General features: G+C 71.8%; 18 protein-coding genes. 5 read left to right on the top strand and 13 right to left on the bottom strand.

The window, feature by feature from the left end:
- Positions 1-4: 4 nt before the first annotated feature.
- Together MMR14E_RS15020 and MMR14E_RS15015 are read right to left on the bottom strand one after the other, a co-directional pair.
- Positions 5-1234, bottom strand: a complete 1230-nt coding sequence (locus MMR14E_RS15020; protein WP_331315371.1) for an acyl-CoA dehydrogenase — start codon at positions 1232-1234, stop codon at positions 5-7.
- A gap of 113 nt (positions 1235-1347) precedes the next feature.
- Positions 1348-2277, bottom strand: a complete 930-nt coding sequence (locus tag MMR14E_RS15015) for an AEC family transporter (protein WP_331315370.1) — start codon at positions 2275-2277, stop codon at positions 1348-1350.
- A 94-nt stretch (positions 2278-2371) separates the two neighbouring features.
- Here MMR14E_RS15015 and MMR14E_RS15010 point away from each other — a divergent pair, with 94 nt between their 5' ends.
- A complete protein-coding gene (locus MMR14E_RS15010; protein WP_331315368.1) occupies positions 2372-3154 on the top strand; it encodes a class I SAM-dependent methyltransferase in 783 nt (260 codons plus the stop codon).
- A gap of 19 nt (positions 3155-3173) precedes the next feature.
- On the opposite strand, the gene MMR14E_RS15005 is transcribed toward MMR14E_RS15010, so the two are convergent.
- Together MMR14E_RS15005 and MMR14E_RS15000 are read right to left on the bottom strand one after the other, a co-directional pair.
- Positions 3174-3653, bottom strand: a complete 480-nt coding sequence (locus MMR14E_RS15005) for a hypothetical protein (protein WP_331315366.1) — start codon at positions 3651-3653, stop codon at positions 3174-3176.
- 91 nt (positions 3654-3744) lie between these two features.
- A complete protein-coding gene (locus MMR14E_RS15000; RefSeq protein ID WP_331315365.1) occupies positions 3745-4947 on the bottom strand; it encodes a trans-sulfuration enzyme family protein in 1203 nt (400 codons plus the stop codon).
- 94 nt (positions 4948-5041) lie between these two features.
- On the opposite strand from MMR14E_RS15000, the gene MMR14E_RS14995 reads away from it, so the two are divergent.
- Complete coding sequence (locus MMR14E_RS14995; RefSeq protein ID WP_331315363.1) at positions 5042-5560, top strand: TspO/MBR family protein; 519 nt, start codon at positions 5042-5044, stop codon at positions 5558-5560.
- Between the two features lie 84 nt (positions 5561-5644).
- Here MMR14E_RS14995 and MMR14E_RS14990 read toward each other — a convergent pair whose 3' ends face one another.
- The 4 genes from MMR14E_RS14990 to MMR14E_RS14975 all read right to left on the bottom strand — a co-directional run bounded on the left by MMR14E_RS14990 (position 5645) and on the right by MMR14E_RS14975 (position 11411).
- A complete protein-coding gene (locus MMR14E_RS14990) occupies positions 5645-6172 on the bottom strand; it encodes a phosphate-starvation-inducible PsiE family protein (RefSeq protein ID WP_331315361.1) in 528 nt (175 codons plus the stop codon).
- A gap of 123 nt (positions 6173-6295) precedes the next feature.
- Entirely contained in the window at positions 6296-6853 is a 558-nt protein-coding gene (locus tag MMR14E_RS14985) for a DUF4337 domain-containing protein (protein ID WP_331315360.1), read from the bottom strand.
- Positions 6854-6971: 118 nt separating this feature from the next.
- Positions 6972-10106: an efflux RND transporter permease subunit gene (locus MMR14E_RS14980; RefSeq protein ID WP_331315358.1), complete on the bottom strand. Its 3135-nt coding sequence runs from the start codon at positions 10104-10106 to the stop codon at positions 6972-6974.
- Between the two features lie 21 nt (positions 10107-10127).
- The gene (locus MMR14E_RS14975; RefSeq protein WP_331315356.1) at positions 10128-11411 is read right to left on the bottom strand and encodes an efflux RND transporter periplasmic adaptor subunit; all 1284 of its coding nucleotides are present in this window, start codon (positions 11409-11411) and stop codon (positions 10128-10130) included.
- Positions 11412-11588: 177 nt separating this feature from the next.
- On the opposite strand from MMR14E_RS14975, the gene MMR14E_RS14970 reads away from it, so the two are divergent.
- On the top strand, positions 11589-11771 hold the full coding sequence (locus tag MMR14E_RS14970; protein WP_020090787.1) for a hypothetical protein: 183 nt from the start codon (positions 11589-11591) through the stop codon (positions 11769-11771).
- A 77-nt stretch (positions 11772-11848) separates the two neighbouring features.
- Here the strand turns inward: MMR14E_RS14970 and MMR14E_RS14965 are convergent, their stop codons facing one another.
- From MMR14E_RS14965 to MMR14E_RS14950, 4 genes are all read right to left on the bottom strand, one after another.
- On the bottom strand, positions 11849-12883 hold the full coding sequence (locus tag MMR14E_RS14965) for a glycosyltransferase (RefSeq protein WP_331315354.1): 1035 nt from the start codon (positions 12881-12883) through the stop codon (positions 11849-11851).
- A complete protein-coding gene (locus MMR14E_RS14960) occupies positions 12880-13974 on the bottom strand; it encodes a glycosyltransferase (protein WP_331315352.1) in 1095 nt (364 codons plus the stop codon). The genes MMR14E_RS14965 and MMR14E_RS14960 overlap by 4 nt, the downstream gene beginning before the upstream one ends.
- 107 nt (positions 13975-14081) lie before the next feature.
- On the bottom strand, positions 14082-15176 hold the full coding sequence (locus MMR14E_RS14955) for a glycosyltransferase family 4 protein (protein WP_331315351.1): 1095 nt from the start codon (positions 15174-15176) through the stop codon (positions 14082-14084).
- Positions 15173-15361: a hypothetical protein gene (locus MMR14E_RS14950; RefSeq protein WP_331315349.1), complete on the bottom strand. Its 189-nt coding sequence runs from the start codon at positions 15359-15361 to the stop codon at positions 15173-15175. The genes MMR14E_RS14955 and MMR14E_RS14950 overlap by 4 nt, the downstream gene beginning before the upstream one ends.
- A gap of 143 nt (positions 15362-15504) precedes the next feature.
- On the opposite strand from MMR14E_RS14950, the gene MMR14E_RS14945 reads away from it, so the two are divergent.
- On the top strand, positions 15505-16485 hold the full coding sequence (locus MMR14E_RS14945) for an SPFH domain-containing protein (protein ID WP_331315347.1): 981 nt from the start codon (positions 15505-15507) through the stop codon (positions 16483-16485).
- A gap of 5 nt (positions 16486-16490) precedes the next feature.
- Complete coding sequence (locus MMR14E_RS14940; RefSeq protein ID WP_331315346.1) at positions 16491-16946, top strand: NfeD family protein; 456 nt, start codon at positions 16491-16493, stop codon at positions 16944-16946.
- 429 nt (positions 16947-17375) lie between these two features.
- Here MMR14E_RS14940 and MMR14E_RS14935 read toward each other — a convergent pair whose 3' ends face one another.
- Positions 17376-18356, bottom strand: coding sequence for a helix-turn-helix domain-containing protein (locus MMR14E_RS14935; RefSeq protein ID WP_331315344.1), 981 nt, complete (start codon positions 18354-18356; stop codon positions 17376-17378).
- Positions 18357-18667 lie beyond the last annotated feature (311 nt).

The raw sequence follows: 18667 nt of genomic DNA, 5'->3' as shown, positions 1-18667 counted from the left end.
AGGCTCAGAAGAACGCCTGCAGCCCCGTCTGGGCCCGGCCCAGGATCAGGGCATGGACGTCGTGGGTGCCCTCGTAGGTGTTCACCGTCTCGAGGTTCTGGGCGTGGCGCATCACGTGGTACTCGCCCATGATGCCGTTGCCGCCGTGCATGTCCCGGGCGGTCCGGGCGATGTCCAGCGCCTTGCCGCAATTGTTGCGCTTGACCAGCGAGATCATCTCGGGGGCCATCCTGCCCTCGTCCATCAGCCGCCCGACCCGGAGCGAGGCCTGGAGCCCGAGGGCGATCTCGGTCTGCATGTCGGCGAGCTTCTTCTGGACGAGCTGCGTCTGCGCCAGCGGCCGGCCGAACTGCTTGCGCTCCAGCGTGTAGGTGCGGGCGCGGTGCCAGCAATCCTCGGCGGCGCCCATCGCGCCCCACGAGATGCCGTAGCGCGCCCGGTTGAGGCAGCCGAACGGCCCCTTCAGTCCCGAGACGTTCGGCAGCAGCGCGTCCTCGCCGACCTCGACGCCCTCCATGACGATCTCGCCGGTGGTGGAGGCGCGCAGGGACAGCTTGCCCTTGAGCGTCGGTGCCGACAGGCCCTTCATGCCCTTCTCGAGGACGAAGCCGCGGATCGCGCCCTCGTGCGCCTCGGACTTCGCCCAGACCACGAACACGTCAGCGAACGGCGCGTTCGAGATCCACATCTTGGCGCCCGAGATCCGGTAGCCGCCGTCGATCTTCTCGGCCTTGGTCTTCATGCCGGCCGGGTCCGAGCCGGCATCGGGCTCGGTGAGGCCGAAGCAGCCGATCCACTCGCCCGAGGCGAGCTTCGGCAGGAACTTCTTGCGCTGCTCCTCGGAGCCGTAGGCGTGGATCGGGTACATCACGAGGGAGGATTGGACGCTCATCATCGAGCGGTAGCCGGAATCCACGGCCTCGACCGCCCGCGCCACGAGCCCGTAGGCCACGTAGGAGGCGCCCGCGCAGCCGTACTCCTCGGGGAGCGTCACGCCGAGCAGGCCGAGCTCGCCCATCTTCCGGAACAGGCCGGGATCGGTCTTCTCGGTGGCGTAGGCCTCGACGATCCCGGGGAGGAGCTGCTCCTGCGCGAAGCTCTGGGCGACGTCGCGGATCGCCCGCTCGTCCTCGGTGAGCTGATCCTCCAGCAGGAAGGGATCGTCCCAGACGAAGCGGGCCGAGGCCGGGGCCGACGGTGAGGCGCTGCCCGGAGGGCGCATCGGAGCGTTCATCGAAATTCCTCGCCTGCAGGGACGCGCGGGTCTACGCGGCCCGCACTCTTGGGCCTACCCTAGACCCGCGCGGCGCCCGGTCCAACGCGCGCGGTGACGCCGGGGCGCCGCCGTCACGCACGGCCGAGCAGCGTGAGCCAGGCCAGGGTGGTGAGCGGCGCCAGGAGCGTCGAGACAAGCACCGAGGCCGCGACCATGCCGGTCTCGGTCCGGTAGCGCGCCGCCAGCAGGTAGGCGTTGATCCCCACCGGCATGGCGGCGAACAGGGTGGCGACCCCCGCGTAGGCGGCCGGCATCGCGAAGACGTGGAAGGCCAGGATCCAGACCGCCAGCGGGTGCAGGAGATTCTTCAGGAGCGCGATCACCAGGGCACCCTTGAGGTCGAACAGGACCCGGTAGCGCTTCAGGCCGGCGCCGAGCGCCACCAGGGCGCAGGTCGAGGCCGTGCCCGCGAAGGCGTCGATGAGCGACCGGGCGATGCCGACCGGCGCGAGGCCGAGGGCCTTCATGGCCATGCCGATCAGCAGCGCCACGAAGATCGGGTTGCGCAGCAGCACCAGGGCGAGCCCGCGGATCCGCGCCAGGACCGGCAGGCCGGAATCGGACTCGATCAGGAAGGTGGCGCTGCCCATCATCAGCGGCAGGTGGACGGCCAGCAGCATGAACAGCGGGAAGGCGCCCTCCTCGCCGTAGGCCTGGAGGATCATCGGGACGCCCACGAACACCGTGTTCGACTGGCTCGCCGCGAAGCCGTGGAGGATCGCGCCGCGCCGCTCGATCCCGGCCCGACGCCGGGCGATCAGCGTGCCCACGAACCACGAGATCGCCGCGCCGCCGAAATACGCGACCCAGTACGACCAGGCGACGGTCCCGCTCATCCCGGGCCTCGTCAGCGTGGCGATGATCAGGGCCGGGACGGCGACGGCGAAGACGTATTCCGACAGCCCGTCGCTGACCTTGTCGGAGAGGAGGCCCGCGAGGGCGGCCGCCCAGCCGATCAGGACGATCCCGAAGATCGGGGCGATGATGGCGAGGGCGTTCACGGGGCCGTCGGGAGCGGAGTCTGGTGCGCGGGGGGCGACTCGGCCCATAGCACGCCGGCGCGCCGCGTCGCGCACCGCCGGGAGCTGTGCTGGCATGTCGGACGAGAGGGGATCGGGGATTCACCGCGCCGCCGCGCGGGGCTACGGCGCCGAGGCCCACACCTACGTGACGGGACGCCCCGACTATCCGCCGGCCGTGGCCGGCTGGCTGACTGAGGATCTCGGTCTCGGGCCGGGGCGGCGGGTCCTCGACCTGGGCGCCGGCACCGGCAAGTTCCTGCCCGCCCTGCGCGCGACCGGCGCCTCCGTCGTCGCCGTCGAGCCCCTCGACGCCATGCGCGCGCGGATCTCGGACGCGCATCCGGAGGTCGAAGCCCGCGCCGGGACCGCGGAGGCGATCCCGCTCGACGCGGCGAGCCTCGACGCGGTGGTCTGCGCCCAGTCCTTCCACTGGTTCGCCACGGCCGCCGCGCTGACCGAGATCGCCCGGGTGCTGCGTCCCGGCGGCCGGCTCGGGCTGATCTGGAACGTGCGCGACGAGACCGTTCCCTGGGTCGCCGCCCTGTCGCGGATCACCGATCCGCACGAGGGCGGCGCGCCGCGCTACCGCACCGGCGCGTGGCGGACCCCGTTCCCCACGCCGGACTTCGGACCGCTGCGCGAGCGCCGCTGGCGGCACGCGCATTGCGGAACGCCCGAGACCGTGATTCTCGACCGCACGCTCTCGGTCAGCTTCATCGCGGCGCTTCCCGCCGCCGAGCGGGCCGGCGTGGCCGAGGCGGTGCGGGTCCTCATCGCCGACACGCCCGAACTCGCCGGCCCGTCGATCGTCGACTTCCCCTACGTGACGACGGCCTTCTGCAGCGCGCGCGCGTGACGGCGCACGGGTCGGCGGCCTACTTGTTCTCCAGCACCTTGATCGGGTCCGTGCGCTGGGTCGCGGGCGGCTCCTTGGTGAGAGTGGCGCCGCCCTCCCGCTGCACCTTGACGTCCTTCGGCGCACCCGGCCCGCCGACCGCGCGACCGCCCTCGGCGCTCTGCGTCGGCACCGTTCCGGACGCGAGCTCGAGGCAGGTCACCATCTCGACGTAGGACGGGTAGCCGCCCGCCTTGAACTGGTCCTGACACTGACGCTTGGCGGCGGGGGTGTAGCTGCTCCAGTGCCGCTCGGCCTCCTTCTTGGCGTCGCGCTCGGAGCGGATGCAGCCGTCGTAATTCGCCTTGTCGCTGATGGTCGTGTTGGTGACCTGGGCCGACTGGCAGGTGCGCTCGACGTCGAGATACGGCACCGCGTCGGCCCGGGCGGAGGCCGGCGCGAGAACCAGGGTGAGCAGCGCGAAGGTGCCGGGGACCATCGTGCGGGAACGGGTCGTCATGTCGTCGGACTCGCGATCTGTGGCGGTTCGCGCCGCCGGAACTGCCGGCACAACGCGCCAGGATCCCGTTCGGCACCAAAGGCCCCGACAATCAGCTCCCGTGGGCGCCGCGCAGCGCCTGATCGAGATCGCCGTACAGGTCCTCCGTATCCTCGATGCCGGTGGACAGGCGCAGCAGGTCCGGCGGGCAGGGGCTGCCCGGACCCTCCACCGAGGCGCGGTGCTCGATCAGGCTCTCGACGCCGCCGAGCGAGGTCGCCCGCTTCCAGAGCCGCACCCGCGCCGCCGTGGCGATGGCGCCCGCCTCGCCGCCGGCCACCCGGATCGACAGCATGAAGCCGAACCCGTCCCGCATCTGCCGGCGGGCGACCGCGTGGCCGGGATCGTCCGGGAGACCCGGGTAGAGGACGCGGGTCACGTGCGGGTGTTCGCTCAGGCGCCCGGCCAGCCGCAGGGCGCCGGCCGCCTGGGCGGCCGCGCGCAGGTGCAGGGTCCGGAGGGAGCGCATCAGCAGGTAGGCCTCGAACGGCCCGAGGATGCCGCCGCTGCCGGCGCGGATCCCCCGGATCCGCTCCCAGAACGCATCGGCCCGCGCCCCCGCCAGCACGCCCGCCACGACGTCGGAATGGCCGTTGAGGATCTTGGTGGCCGAGTGCATCACGATGTCGGCGCCGAGTTCCAGGGGCCGGGTGTGAACCGGCGAGGCGGCCGTGGAATCCACGGCGAGCCGCGCCCCCGCCGCGTGGGCGATCTCGGCCGCAGCGGCGATGTCGGTGACCGTCCAGAGCGGGTTGCCGGGTGTCTCGATCCAGACGAGCTTGGTCCGGCCGGGCTCGATCGCGGCGCGCAGGGCGTCCGGATCGTCCGTGTCCACGAAGGTCAGCGTGAGGCCGCGCCGGGGCGCCTCCTCGCGCAGCCAGCGCTTCAGCGCCCAGTACATGACCGTTCCGGCGACCACGTGGTCGCCGGGCTCCAGCGCGCCGAACACCGCGGTCGCCGCAGCCATCCCGGAGCCGAACAGCAGCGCGCCGGCGCCGGCCCCCTCCAGCATCGCCAGGACCGACTCGGCCTCGCGCACCGTGGCGTTGTCGGGCCGCGCGTAGCTGTAGCCGGAGCTGTAGCCGTTGTCGGGATCGCGGATGAAGGTGGTGGCGACGTGGAGCGGCATCACCACGGCCCGCGTCTCGGGCTCGATCCGGCCCATGGCCTGGGCGGCGAGGCTCCGGCGCGCGAATCCCGGCTCGGCGTCGCCCCGGCTATCCGACGGACCCTGCGGCGCGTTAGGCTGTGACATCTGGCGATTCTCGGCGGATGGAGACGGGCGCGTGCCACGGCGCGTGGGCCCCGGCAAGCCGCGCCACGAGCCGCGCCCGCAAGGACCGACGATCATGACCGCCGCCACACAGGTCCCCGAGGGATCGCCCCTGCCGCGCTGGCTGCGCCTCGCCGCCGCGATCCTGCCGGTTGCGGCCACCGCGGCCGTCGGCTCGGTATCGACCCAGGCGGAGATCCCGGGCTGGTACGCGAGCCTGAACAAGCCGGTCTTCAACCCGCCGAACTGGGTGTTCCCAGTCGCCTGGACGATCCTCTACACGATGATCGCGGTCGCGCTCTGGCGGCTGCTCGGCGCGATGCCGCGCACCGGGCCGAGCCGCGAGGGCTGGTGGCTCGCCCTCGCGGCGTTCCTCGTGCAGATCGCCCTCAACGCCGCGTGGACGCCGGTCTTCTTCACCGCCCACGCGATCGGCGCCGGTCTGATCGTCGTCGCGATGCTGCTGGTGATGGTGCTCTGGACGATCCGGCTGACCTGGCGGTTCGACCGGCTCGCGGCGTGGCTCCTCGTCCCCTACGCGGCCTGGGTCGCCTTCGCGACGCTGCTCAACGCCGCGATCCTGCGGATGAACTGATCGCCCGTCCCGTCGCACGCCCGGCCGTGATCGCGGGCGGTGCAAGTCCCAGGGCGCGTGTCGCGCCGGGAGGCCGCGCCGCTGTCAGGACGCGTGCTCGGGCTTCTCCTCGCCCGCGGGCCTGCCGTCATCGCGGGCCCGGTGGAGCAGGAAGATCGCGAAGACCATCGTGAGGATCAGCCCCGCCAGCACGCCCAGCTCGATCATCGAGGCCTGGAACAGCGCCTGCTTCTCCGGCGACCAGTCCTTGGCGTGCATGATCTCCGACGATTGCAGGGTGATCACCAGCACGCGCCGGATCGACGCGATCAGCCCGACGATCAGGAACGGCTCGCAGGTCAGCGTCCCCGACCGCATCGAGACCCGGACCGTGTGCAGGATCTCGATCAGCATCAGCAGGAAGAGGAGCCGGTCGATCACCTCCAGGATCTGCTGCGCGCCGCCGAGCGCCCGGATCGCCTCCCAGGTCATGCCGGTGGCCTCGACCAGCGCCACGAGCGCGGTGAGCGCCAGCAGGATGCCGAGGGCCGCGTAGATGGCGTGCTCGGTGTGCAGGAAGATCGCGCTGGCGATCTTCGTCAGGCGACCCTGGTCTTCTGAGTGTTCCGACATCATTCCCCCCTGGAATGTGCCGAGACGATCAGCTTCCGAACCGCGCGTCCAGTCCGGCGAAGCTCCGGCTCAACCGATCGGGATCAGGGGTGGCGTTACGTCGCTGCCGGTGGCCGGGGCCGATCAGTGGAAGAACGGCAGGGCGTGCGGCGCGAGGTAGCCGAAGCCGAGTAGCGCGGCCCCGGCGAGGCCCAGGAAGCCGCCGGCGAAGACCAGCAGGCTGATCCCGGTGATCACCTCGGCCGACGCCAGGACGATGCCGATCTGGAAGGCCGCCGAGGCCAACTCGTAATGGTGGTAGCGCAGCAGCGCGAGGTCGCGCCGGCCCTCGGACGCCCGGGCCTTCTCGGACAGCTCCTTGCGGCCCTCGCCGGTCGCCGGCTCCGAATCCCAGCGCGCCAGGGTCTTGGACCACTCGGCGCGCTTGGCGGCGATCGCGTCCTGATTCGGCCCCGGCGGGAGCAGCGCCAGGGCCTCGTCGGCGGTCTTGAGCACCGTCGCGCGGATCGTCCGGGCCTGGAAATAGGCCCACTGGTTCGCGGCCTCGACGTTCGCGCCGATCGAATCCGTCTGGGACGCCTTGCCCAGCGTCTCGCTGAACGCCAGGAACAGCGCCAGCACCGAGATCAGCAGCGCCACGCGCTTGTTCGACCCCTCGACCGCCCCGTGACCACCCGACATCGCTTCCTACGTCTCCGTTGATTCGGCGGGCCGAGTCACAGCCCATCGCGGCGCGCGACGCAATGCGCGCCGCCGATCTGCGAGGCCTCGAACCCGGGCGTCCGGTTCCCTGGCGGCCCTACTCCGCGGCGATCCGTGGCGGCGGGTGCCCGTCATTCGCTGGACGGGCCGGATCGAAGGCGGCCTCGTCCTCCGGGTCGTCGCGCTCGCCCACGAACCGGCCGAACAGCCGCGTCAGCAGGCGGGACAGGTCGTCCATCAGCACGAAGATCGCCGGCACGAAGACGAGCGACAGCACGGTCGAGACGATCAGGCCGCCGATCACCGCCACCGCCATCGGCGAGCGGAACTCGCCGCCGATGCCGTAGGCCATCGCGGACGGGACCATGCCGGCCGCCATGGCGATGGTGGTCATGACGATCGGCCGGGCGCGCTTGCGGCCGGCATCGACGATCGCGACGTTCCGATCGACGCCGGCGCGGATCTGCTCCACGGCGAAATCCACCAGCATGATGGCGTTCTTGGTCACGACGCCCATCAGCATCAGGATGCCGATCACCACCGGCATCGAGATCGGCATGTGGCAGATCAGCAGCGCCAGGATCGCGCCGCCGATGGACAGGGGCAGCGAGAACAGGATGGTCAGCGGCTGCAGGAAGTTGCCGAACAGCAGGATCAGCACGCCGAACACCATCATCAGGCCGGCGCCCATGGCCAGCGCGAAGCCCTCGAAGACCTCGCCCATCACCTCCGCGTCGCCGGTCTGGCTGATCGTGACGCCGGGAGGCAGGTTCCTGGCGGTCGGCAGATTCATCACCTGGCCGATCAGCTCGGCGAGGGCGTCGGTGCCCTGCATGTCGCCCTCGAGCGCGACGCGCACGGCGCGGTCGTAGCGGTCGATTCCGGTCGGGCCCTGGCCCAGGCTGATGTCGGCGACGGTCGCGAGCGGCACGGCCGTCCCGCCCTTCACCGGAACCTTCAGGGTCTCGAGGTCGGAGAGCCGGCCGCGCACGCTCTCGGGAAGCTGCACGCGGATCGGGATCTGCCGGTCGGTGGCGTTGAACTTGGCGAGGTTCATGCCGATGTCGCCGATCGTCCCGACGCGCACGGTCTCGGCGATGGTGTCGGTGCTCACGCCGAGATCGGCCGCCACGGCGGGCTTCGGCCGGATCCGGACCTCGGTCCGGTCGAGGGGCGCCGTCGACATGACGTTGACGAGGTGCGGGACCTGCTGGGCCTCGCGCTGGAGCTTGGCGGCGACCTCTGCCACCACGGCCTTGTCGGGGCCCGCGATGATCAGCGCGAGGTCGCGCTGGCCACCCTCGCGGAGGGCCCAGAAACGCAGGTCCGGCTCCTCCCGCAGGATCGCCGCGACCTCCGCGTCGACCTGCTTCTGGGTCTTGTGACGGGCGTTCTTCGGGGTCAGGTTGATGGTGAGGCTCGCGAGCCGCACCTCCTTCTTGGCCGGCAGCTGGCGGCCACCGTCCACGAACACGCTCTTCACCTCGGGCAGCGCGCGGATCTTCTCCTCGATGCGGTCGGTGACCCGGACCGTGTCCTGGAGCCGGGCGCCCGGCGGCAGTTCGACCACGAACAGGGTGCGGGCCTGGTCCTCCGCCGGCAGGAAGCCCGCGGGCAGGAGCCCCGTGGAGGCGATGGAGCCGGCGAAGCACGCGATGCCGAGCACGAGCGTGATGAACTTGTGCCGGACCGACCAGGCGACGAGGCGGGTGTAGCCGCGCATGACGACGCCGTCGCGCTCGTGGTCCGGCCCGTGGTCGCGCAGGAAGTAGGCGGCGAGCAGCGGCGTGATCAGGCGCGCCACGAGGAGCGACATGAACACCGCCGCCGCGATGGTCAGGCCGAACTGCTTGAAGTACTGGCCGGCGATGCCACCCATGAACGACACCGGCGAGAAGATCGCGATGATCGTCGCCGTGATGGCGATGACCGCGAGGCCGATCTCGTCCGCGGCCTCCAGGGCGGCGCGGTAGGGCGATTTCCCCATCCGCATGTGCCGGACGATGTTCTCGATCTCCACGATCGCGTCGTCCACCAGGATGCCGGTGACCAGCGTGATCGCCAGGAGGCTGACGGCGTTGAGCGAGAAGCCCAGCGCGCTCATCACCCAGAAGGTCGGCAGCACCGAGAGGGGCAGCGCCACCGCGGCGATCAGGGTCGCGCGCCAGTCGCGCAGGAACAGCAGCACCACCACGACGGCGAGGACGGCGCCCTCGATCAGGCCCATCATGGCCGAGTGGTAGTTGCCGATCGTGTTCACGACGCTGGTGTCGATGAGGTCGAACCGGACGTCGGGATTGGCCGCGTGCAGCGCCGCGATCTTTTTGGCGACACCCACCGACACGTCGGCGTCGCTGGCGCCGCTGGCCCGGGAGATCGCGAAGGCGACCACCGGCTCGCCGTTGAAGCGCGCGAAGGTGCGGGGCTCCTCGGCGGTGTCCGACAGGGTCGCGAGCTCGTCGAGGCGCACCTTGCGGTTGCCCGGCACCACGATGGACGTCTTGGCCAGCGTGTCGAGGCTCGCCGAGGCGGCGAGCGCCCGGATCGACTGCTCCTGGCCGCCGACCTCGGCCCGGCCGCCGGCCATGTCGGCCGAGGTCAGGCGCAGCTGCCGGTTCACGTCCGCGGCGGTGATGCCCAGCGCCAGCAGGCGGTCGGGTTTCAGGGTGACGCGGATCTCGCGGGCGACGCCGCCGAGGCGCTCGACGCCGCCGACGCCCTTCACGCTCTGCAGGCCCCGGGCGACGACGTCGTCCACGAACCACGACAGGTCCTCGGGCGTCATGGCCGGCGCGGAGGCGCCGTAGATCATGATCGGCAGGCCGGCGATCTCCACGCGCGAGACGATCGGCTCGTCGATCGTCCGCGGCAGGTTCTGCCGGATCTTGGCGATGGCGTCCTTGACGTCGTTGGTCGCCCGGTCCTGGTTCACCTCGAGGCGGAACTCGATCGTCGTCGTCGAGGTGCCCTCCGTGATCGTCGAGAGGATGTGCTTGACGCCCTTCACGCCGGCGACCGAATCCTCGACCCACTTGGTGACCTGGGTCTGAAGCTCCGCGGGCGCCGCGCCCGACTGGGTGATCGTCACCGAGACGATCGGGATGTCGATGTTGGGGAACCGGGTGATCGGCAGCGCGCGGAAGCTCACCAGCCCGAGGATCATCAGGACCAGGAACAGGACCACCGACGGCAGCGGCTTGCGGATCGCCCAGGCGGAGACGTTGAGGCGCATGGCCGGTTCCTTCGACTGGTCCTACCGCGGGGCCGCGTCGGCGATCGGCGTGCTGGCGGGGGCCGCGACGGGACGCACCCGGTCGCCGTCGCGCAGGAAGCTCCCGGCGCGGGCCACGACGCTCTCGCCGGCGGCGACGCCGGAGCGGAGTTCCGTGAAGCCCTCGGCGGAGAGCCCCGTGGTCACGGGCCGCGCCTCGACGCGCCCGTCCTTCACAACGAGCACGCTGGCGCGGCCGTCGGCCGCGTAGAGCAGGCTGGAAACAGGGACGGCGACGCCGGTGCGGCGCGCGATCTCCACGTTGCCGCGCGCGAAGGCGCCGATGCGCAGGGCCGGATCGTCGCCGAGGCGGATGCGCACCTTGCCGAGCCGCGTCGCCCGGTCGACCTCCGGGTAGACCCGGCGCACCTTGCCGGCGAGGCGGCGGCCGTCGTCGAGGTCCAGGCTCGCCGGGTTGCCGACGTGGATGCGCGCCAGCGACGTCTCGGGCACCTCGCCCTCCAGCTCGATCTCGCCCCGGGCGATCAGCCGGAACAGCGGCTCTGCCGCCGCGGTGGCGGTGGCGCCGATCCGCGCGGTGCGGCGGTTGATGATCCCGGCCTCGGGGGCGCGGATGTCGGTGCGGGCGCGCCGCAGGGCGATCTCGGCGCCGGCGGCCCGTGCCGTCGCGAGGTCGGCCTGGGCCGATTGCAGTCCGCCCCTGGCGGCGGCGAGGCGGCCCTCGGCTCCCTGCGCCGCCGAGACGCGCTGCTCCAGCACGGCCGCGGTGGCGTTGCCGGTCTTGGCGAGCGCCTGGGCGCGCTCGAACGCCTGCTTGGCCTCCAGGTTGGCGGCCTCCGCCTGGACGATCTGGCTCTGGGCCTGGACGATGGCCGCCTCGGCGCGGGCGACCGCCGCCGCGTTCGAGGCCTCCTGGGTGACGATCATCTCCAGCGACAGCTTGGCGAGGACCTGTCCCTTGGTGACGCGGTCGCCCTCCTCGACGAGGAGATCTGTGATGCGCAGGCCCTCGACCTCGGGGGAGACGAGGATCTCGTCGCGGGGGACCAGCGTCCCGGTGACGACGGCCCGCTCGACGATCTCGCGGCTCTCGGCCGGCACGACGGTGACCGCGGGTGCGATGGCGGCGGCGTCGGGAACTGCGGCGGTCTCGACGGCCCGGGCCGGCGCCCCGGCGAGGATCGCGAGCCCGCACAGGAGACTGAGGCGGGACGCGCGCCTACGGACGGAGTTCACGACGGGAGCCTCGCAATCGGCGCTGGACTGGTATTGCCACTCCCTCGCTCTGCAGGTCGGCGTTTTCATGGCGAGCCAATCCACCGGAGGCCGAGCATAGCGCCATCCGGCCGGGCCGTCGCCGGGCCTCGCGCCGCAGGTAATCGGGGCGGTCGGAGCGCGGCCGTTCACGGCGCTCGACCTGCAACCAGCGATGAATAGCGACGTTAATAGGCCGATGGTCTTCTCGAGACCGGGGAGGGGTCGATGAGCATTTTCCAGATCAGGCAGACGAAGAGCGGCGCGGTGCTCTGGACGGGAGCGGCCGACGACGAGCAGACGGCCCTCGACGCCATGGCGCGCGAGGCGGGCTACCGCGATTTCTCGTCCCTGCCGGACACGATCCGCGCCGACGGGATCGAGGCGGCGAAGCTCGACCTGATCTCCTGATCTCGGACCGAACCGCCTGCGCCGGAGTGGACCCCGCTTCGGCGTCGCTCCGTGGCGGAGCGTCGCGGTCCGGCCGCTCAGAGGTCCCGGACCAGGGCGTCGATCGTCGCGGCGCAGGTCCGGATCGCGTCCGGATCGTGCAGGCCGCCGATCACCGCGGGGTCGAGGGCGAGGCCCGCCGCGACTAGGCTCGGCCACGCCGCGGGCGTGGGCCAGCCGGGATGCACGATCGCGGCCCCGAGCCGCGCGAGCGCCTCGGCCTTCTCGGTCTGCTCGCCGTAGGGCCGATCCTCCGGCAAGCAGACGAAGCGCTTCCCCTGCGCGGCGGCCAGGGCGACGACGCCGTCGCCGCCGCCCCCCACCAGCAACGCCGCCCGCGCGACCCGCGCCTCGACGTCGGGGACCCATCCGTGCAGGTGCAGGTTGTCGGGCGCGGGTCCCGCGCCGGAGACCGGACCCAGGACGTGCCACGGCCGGTCCGGGACCGCCCGCGCCGCCGCGGCGAGTTCGGCGAGGCTTCCGCCCGCGCCGCCCCGGCCGAACACCACCACGATCTCGCGTCCCGCCTCGGTCGGGGCCTGCGCCGGCGCGCCGAGGAAGCCCGCGTAGAGGGTCTTGGACCGGACCCAGTCCGGGACGGCCGCGCCGTCGAGCGCGGCGGGGAAGGGGGCGAGCAGCCGCGTCGCGCCGCGGAAGGCCTCCAGGTGCGGCCGGTCCGTCCGTGTCCCCGCCAGCCGCACCACCAGGGTCGGCACCGACAGCAGCCGCGCCAGGAGCGCCACCTCCACCGAGACGTCGACGACCAGGAGCGCCGGCTCGGCCCGCTCTGCCCAGGCCGCGATGCGCGCCATCCGCGCGCGGACCCCCGGATGGTTGAGCGGCGCGTAGTGCAGGGCCTCGGGCCGCTCGGCCGCGCCGTCCCGGCCGTCGAAGGCCGCGTCGCCGAGGGGGCGGTCGTCGGGCAGGTCGACGGTGTCGAGGCCGGCGGTGTCGAACCCGGCGAGGGTCCCGAGGATCGTGCAGGGCCGGTCCAGCGCTCCCGCGACGGCCCGGGCCCGCTGGAGGTGGCCGGCGCCCTGGTGATGGACGTACCAGCCGATGCCGCGGGTCACGCGGCGTCCCTCAGGGACAGGGCGAGGGCGTCGAGATCGGCGACCGCCTGGTCGAGGGCACAGTCCCGCGCCGGCGGGCTGCGCGATTCGAGGATCCGGTCGGCGCGCTCCACGAAGGCGATGTCGTTCGGGCAGGCCCCGACGGCCGCGAGGTCGTCCGCGTCGAGGCCGAGCCGCGCGCAGGCGGCCGCGCGGGCCTCCGGATCGAGGTGGAAGGCCCGGCGCAGGGCCGCGCGGCGCAGGATCAGCGCCTGCCAGTGCGCGGCCTCCGGCAGCAGGTAGGCCTCCCCGTCGAGGACGCGGGTCCGGCGGAGCATCTCGGTGGCCATGCCACCCGAGACCCGCCCCTGGTGGCGGGACGAGACCAGCACCTGCACGTCCGGGCAGTGGCGCAGGCGCGCACCGTTGGCGCGCAGAAGCCCGACCAGGGCGTTGTCCTCGCCGCAGGGCAGAGCCGGCAGCCCCCCGACCGCCCGGTACAGGACGGCCGGGACGGCGAGGCTCGCGCCGGTATGGTCACCGTGGCGGGGCGCGGGGTCGTAGGGCGGCGGGTCGAGCAGGTCCTCCAGGCGCCGGACGCCGGACCAGTAGCGCTCGATGCGCGCGTGCAGGTCCGTGAGGGCGGGGTCCGGAGCGCCGTCGTCGTCGATCACCAGCCGGCCGCCGACGATGTCCGCGGCCTCCAGCGCGCGGAGATTGGCCGCCACCCACTCGGCCGGCAGGCGGGCATCCGCGTCGGTGGTGAGGAGGCTGCCGTCCGGCTCCCCGTCGGCCTCCAGCCAGTCGGCGCCGGCGTCGAGCGCCATGCGCCGCGCCGTGCCGACATGGGCGTCCGCGCCGCCGAGCTCGACCGCGATCAGCCGCAGCGTCAGCGTCGCGAGGATGCCCGAGGCCTCGACGTCCCGCACCGCCTGGACGGTCCCGTCCGTGCAGTTGTTGGCCAGCACCACGACGCGCAGGGGCGCCCGCGCCGAGACGCCGTTCTGCGCGGCCAGGGAAGCGAGCAGGCGCGGCAGGCGCTCGGCCTCGTTCCGGGCGGGGATGCAGACGACGCAGGGTGGCGGTGCCGGGTGGTCGGCGTCCGTGGTCATGGCAGGTCTCCCGTGGCACCCTCGTGCGCCGCGGAGGTCGGGGGCGGCCCGTCGTGCCGCCGGGCTCCGGGCTCGGGTGCGGATTGCGGCGCGCGGATCGGCGCCGTTCAGCCGCGTCCTCCGGCGACGCGCAGGGCCGGCCGCGCCCGCTCGGCGCAGCGCGCGATCACGGCATCGTAGGCTTCCAGGTAGCGCCCGGTCATGGCGGCGGCGTCGTAGAGCGCCTCGGCGCGGTCGCGGCAGGCCCGGCGCGACAGGCCGGCTGCGTCCCGGATCGCCACGGAGAGATCCTGCGGATCGTCCGGGCGGGCGAGGCGGCCGCAGGACGCGTCGAGGATGTCGGGCATGGCGCCGCGCCGGAAGGCCGCCACCGGGGTCCCGCAGGCGAGCGCCTCCGCCACGACGAGACCGAAGGGCTCCTCCCAGCGCGGCGAGACGATCGCCACGCGGGCCCGGCCGAGATGGTGGGCGAGATCCCGGTGGGAGAGATGGCCGAGATGCGTCAGGTCCGGCCCGAGACGCGGGGCGATCTCGGCGGCCCAGTAGCCGGGATTGAGCTTGGGACCCGCGAAGGTCAGCGGCAGACCGGCGGCGCGGGCCGCGTCGATCGCCAGGTGCAGCCCCTTCTCGGGCACGATCCGACCCGACCAGAAGGCGAAGGGCGGGTCGTCGGCAGCCTCCGAATACGCGAAGGTCGAGAGGTCCACGCCGTTGTCGACCACCTGGGCGCCGGGCACGAGATGCGCCCATTCCTGCGCGAGCGACGGCGACACTGCCAGGAAGGCCATGTCGGGGTCGGCCTGGACCACGCCGCCGACCAGGGATTCGAAGGGCGGCGTGTGCAGCACCGTCACCCAGGGCAGGCCGATGCGCGTGCTCTCGCACAGCGGCAGGGCGTGCAGCGAATTGTTGTGGACGAGATCGAAGCCGCCGGCAGCGACCATCTCCATCATGCGCCGGTACGCATCGTGCTCGGTCCGGTCGATCGCCTCCTCGCGCTCCGGATCATGGAGCGCGTCCCCGGTCGGATCGCACAGCATCACCGGGTCGAGCGCCGGGTCGGACCCGCGGCTGGCGAACAGCGTAACGTCGTGCCCGTGCCGCTTCAGCGCGACGGTCAGGAGATGCGTGTGCATCTCCAGGCCGCCGGCGTAGGGCTGGCCGATCGGGTATTTCAGATGTGCGAGGACAGCGATCTTCACGCGCGCACCGAGTCCGGTTGGGTGGGGATTTCTGCCGCCCGCAGCGGCGCGAAAGGACTTCTTTCCGCGGCGAGGGTGGCGGGGATCATGCCGAATGTTTCTTCAACAAGCGTTGCGTTGACGGGGTCTGGAGCGACGACGAACGCGACGCTTGCCGGCTTCCTAAGCGCGGCGGCCTGAACCATTGATGATCGAGATGCGCGGGTGGCCGTTCACGCCGCGGCGCGGCACGCCCCGGGGGCCCCCGGGCCCCCGGTCGCGGAGCCCCGGGCGGCCTGTTAGGCTGCGCAGCCGCGCCGGCCGTGGCGTCGGCAGGGGAGGGGTGTCGATGGGGCTTCCGTTCGGGCTGAGCGTCTTCGCCGTGGGTGTCGCGGTGCTGGCGATCATCACCCTGGCCGCGGGCGTGAAGATCGTGCCCCAGGGTTACGTCTACACGGTGGAGCGCTTCGGCCGCTACGCCCGCAGCCTCGACGCCGGCCTCGGCCTGATCACGCCGTTCGTCGAGCGCGTCGGCCGCAAGGTCAACGTGATGGAGCAGGTCATCGACGTGCCGAGCCAGCAGGCCTTCACCCGCGACAATGCCGGCGTCACCATCGACGCGGTGGTGTTCTACCAAGTGCTCGACGCGGCGCGCGCCTCCTACGAGGTCTCGAGCCTCGACCTCGCCGCCACGACCCTGACCATGACCAACATCCGCACCGTGGTCGGCTCGATGGATCTCGACCAGCTCCTCGCCCACCGCGACGAAATCAACGAGCGCCTGCTCCGGGTGATGGACGCGGCTGCCTCGCCCTGGGGCGTCAAGATCAACCGGATCGAGATCAAGGACATCGTGCTCCCGGCCGATCTCGCGGGGGCGATGGCCCGGCAGATGAAGGCCGAGCGCGAGAAGCGCGCCTCGATCCTGGAGGCTGAGGGGCAGCGCGCCGCCGAGATCCTGCGGGCGGAGGGGCGCAAGCAGTCGGCGATCCTGGAGGCAGAGGGCCGGCGCGAGGCCGCCTTCCGCGACGCGGAGGCGCGGGAGCGCTCCGCCGAGGCCGAGGCGGCGGCGACCGGGGTGGTCAGCCGGGCGATCGCCGAGGGCGACATCGCGGCGGCGAATTTCCTCGTGGCCGAGAAGTACGTCGACGCCGTGCGGGCGATCGCCACCGCGCCGAACCAGCGGGTCGTGGTGGTGCCGATCGAGGCGGCGGCGCTCGCCGGCACCCTCGGCGGCATCGGCGAGCTTACCCGTTCGGTCTTCGGCGACGGCGCCGCCGCGCCCCGGCGCACCGGGACCCCGCCGAACGTCGCGGCGCCGCGGGCCTGACGCCGGTGACGCTCGATTCCCTCGCCGGAACCCTCGGGGGCCTCGGGGCGGCCTGGAGCTGGGTGATCGCCGGCCTCGTGCTGGCCGGTGCCGAGATCCTGCTGCCCGGCGTGTTCCTGATCTGGCTCGGCCTCGCCGCCGTCGCGACCGGCCTCGCGGCCGCGGCTCTGCCGATGCCCTGGCAGGGCCAGACCCTGCTGTTCGCCGGTCTCGCTGTCGCCCTGGTGGCGCTCGCGGCGCGCCTCCAGCGCCGCGGCAGGCGGTCTGGGCCGGACCTGAACCGCGCCGACCGCGGCCTGATCGGGCGCGAGGCCGTGCTCGACGAGCCGATCGTGCAGGGGGCGGGGCGCATCCGCTTCGACGACACGCTCTGGCGGATCCAAGGGCCGGATCTGCCAGTCGGCGGGCGTGTGCGGGTGGTGGGGCTGTCGGGGACGGTGTTGCGGGTAGAGGCGGTTTGAGGAGCGCTCGTCGCTGCTGGGCAGGGGGCGCTTCCGACGGACGCCGGCTGGAATCGCGGGCAAGTCCTGATATCGGGGACTGTCTTTCCGTGGACTGGACCTTCGGGCCGGCCGGATGGGTGCGTCGACGCCAGTGGGATCTGCCTTCCGGCACCGAACAGGGGGCTGGGCGATGTTCTCCGATGCGTTCCGCGCTTCTTCATGGCCGCGACCCGACCCATACGCCCACCTCCGGTCGTGCGGACCCCGAAGACGGTCCAATGTCTCGCTGCGACGAAGGCGGTGATGCGCCCATCCCGGTCATTCAGATGGCTGTGGCAACGGTCCGGAAGGGACGCTGAGGTTTGCGTTTCGCCATTCGCCCAAGGGTCGGTTGCGGAACGTCTCGAGACTGGCGAACGCTGCTCCTGCCCCGATCCGGTGATCCGGCTAACTCGGACACGACGCCGAAAGCGGACGTCGCCGGCTGCACGAGTTGCTTCTAGCCTGCCGGTACTCCCGCGGGCTCATGCCGCAGCGATCCTTGAAGCGGCGGGCGAAATGCGCTTGGCTGCTGAATCCGCAGCCGTAGGCCAGCATGCCGACGGAGAGGTGTGCGCAGGCAGGGTCGGCCAACCGTGCGGCGGCTGTCGAGAGACGCCGCTCCCAGATGTAGTCCGAGATGTGCTGGCTACGCTCGTGGAACAGCTCTTGAAGTCGGCGAAGCGACACACCCGTGGCCGCGGCGAGCTTCAGGGGATCGAGGGTCGGGTCGGCGAGGTTGGCCTCAACGTAGGCCTTGGCGCGCTGGACCACCAGGGTGCCGTGGACGGGCCGGGGTGCCTGCTGGGCAATCCGCTCGGCAAGGCTGGCGACGATCAGGTCAACCCCGATCAACGACATCCGCTCTGCGGCCTCGGGACTGAGCGACGCGCCGACCTCGCTTAACTGCCGGAAGAACGATGTCGTCAGGCTGGCGGAGGCTGAACCCTGGCCGACCGTGACGGCGGTGTACAAGCGGCTCGGCCCCAGCATCCGCTCCAGGCGCTCACGGGGTACGTTGACCACCAAGTGAGTGCTTTCCTCCGTCACAACCGTAGCCGATCGCTGAGCGGTCACGGTGAAGTCCCCGGTCTGGCTCAGCGCTTCCCGGTCGTCATGCTGCAACCATGATCGGCCTTCGAGATTGAAGATCACTTGGAGCACGTCCTCAGCACCGCGATACCGGCTCGAGGACTTCGAGGAGACGCAGCCATGGAAGATCCGTCCGACAGTCAAGATGCCGTATTCTGCCTGATCTAGACGGGCCACAAAGGGTCGATCATTCAGTCTTTCCAGTTCCAGGTCTGGGATCTGATCGCACAGGAATTCGCGCCAGCGCTGAAATCTGGCCTGCGGGCGAATGTCCTGGCTGGAAAATACCGGTTGCATCTCAGCGTGCACCGCTAGGCAGCGCTGCGCCGCCGATGGATCCGCATGTGGCTTATTATATATTGTCTACAATCTCAAGAACTCGGAGCGTCACATTTAGGGATGTGCGTGATAGCGCGCACGCTTATCGGTCATTCGTCATTTTGTATGCAATATCCGAAAGAGGAGCGTTGTCCCGAAGGCCGCGCTTCCTGCATGTCGGAACCGCCGAAAAGACTGCAACCCTTTCAGCGAACCGTGGGGATTCTGCGCGGGTCGGCGAAACATATCTCAGAGACTGGGAGCGATATTGTCGCAGTGTCCGGTTCGCG

Source organism: Methylobacterium mesophilicum (assembly GCF_036441335.1).
Lineage (GTDB): Bacteria > Pseudomonadota > Alphaproteobacteria > Rhizobiales > Beijerinckiaceae > Methylobacterium > Methylobacterium mesophilicum_B.
This window is presented reverse-complemented; position numbering and strand designations above follow the sequence as displayed.

Excerpts from the sequence above, each read along its gene's own strand:
- MMR14E_RS15020 (WP_331315371.1), bottom strand. The coding sequence starts at position 1,234 with ATGAACGCTCCGATGCGCCCTCCGGGCAGCGCCTCACCGTCGGCCCCG.
- MMR14E_RS15010 (WP_331315368.1), top strand. The coding sequence starts at position 2,372 with ATGTCGGACGAGAGGGGATCGGGGATTCACCGCGCCGCCGCGCGGGGC.
- MMR14E_RS15005 (WP_331315366.1), bottom strand. The coding sequence starts at position 3,653 with ATGACGACCCGTTCCCGCACGATGGTCCCCGGCACCTTCGCGCTGCTC.
- MMR14E_RS15000 (WP_331315365.1), bottom strand. The coding sequence starts at position 4,947 with ATGTCACAGCCTAACGCGCCGCAGGGTCCGTCGGATAGCCGGGGCGAC.
- MMR14E_RS14995 (WP_331315363.1), top strand. The coding sequence starts at position 5,042 with ATGACCGCCGCCACACAGGTCCCCGAGGGATCGCCCCTGCCGCGCTGG.
- MMR14E_RS14990 (WP_331315361.1), bottom strand. The coding sequence starts at position 6,172 with ATGTCGGAACACTCAGAAGACCAGGGTCGCCTGACGAAGATCGCCAGC.
- MMR14E_RS14985 (WP_331315360.1), bottom strand. The coding sequence starts at position 6,853 with ATGTCGGGTGGTCACGGGGCGGTCGAGGGGTCGAACAAGCGCGTGGCG.
- MMR14E_RS14980 (WP_331315358.1), bottom strand. The coding sequence starts at position 10,106 with ATGCGCCTCAACGTCTCCGCCTGGGCGATCCGCAAGCCGCTGCCGTCG.
- MMR14E_RS14975 (WP_331315356.1), bottom strand. The coding sequence starts at position 11,411 with ATGAAAACGCCGACCTGCAGAGCGAGGGAGTGGCAATACCAGTCCAGC.
- MMR14E_RS14970 (WP_020090787.1), top strand. The coding sequence starts at position 11,589 with ATGAGCATTTTCCAGATCAGGCAGACGAAGAGCGGCGCGGTGCTCTGG.
- MMR14E_RS14960 (WP_331315352.1), bottom strand. The coding sequence starts at position 13,974 with ATGACCACGGACGCCGACCACCCGGCACCGCCACCCTGCGTCGTCTGC.
- MMR14E_RS14950 (WP_331315349.1), bottom strand. The coding sequence starts at position 15,361 with ATGGTTCAGGCCGCCGCGCTTAGGAAGCCGGCAAGCGTCGCGTTCGTC.
- MMR14E_RS14945 (WP_331315347.1), top strand. The coding sequence starts at position 15,505 with ATGGGGCTTCCGTTCGGGCTGAGCGTCTTCGCCGTGGGTGTCGCGGTG.
- MMR14E_RS14935 (WP_331315344.1), bottom strand. The coding sequence starts at position 18,356 with ATGCAACCGGTATTTTCCAGCCAGGACATTCGCCCGCAGGCCAGATTT.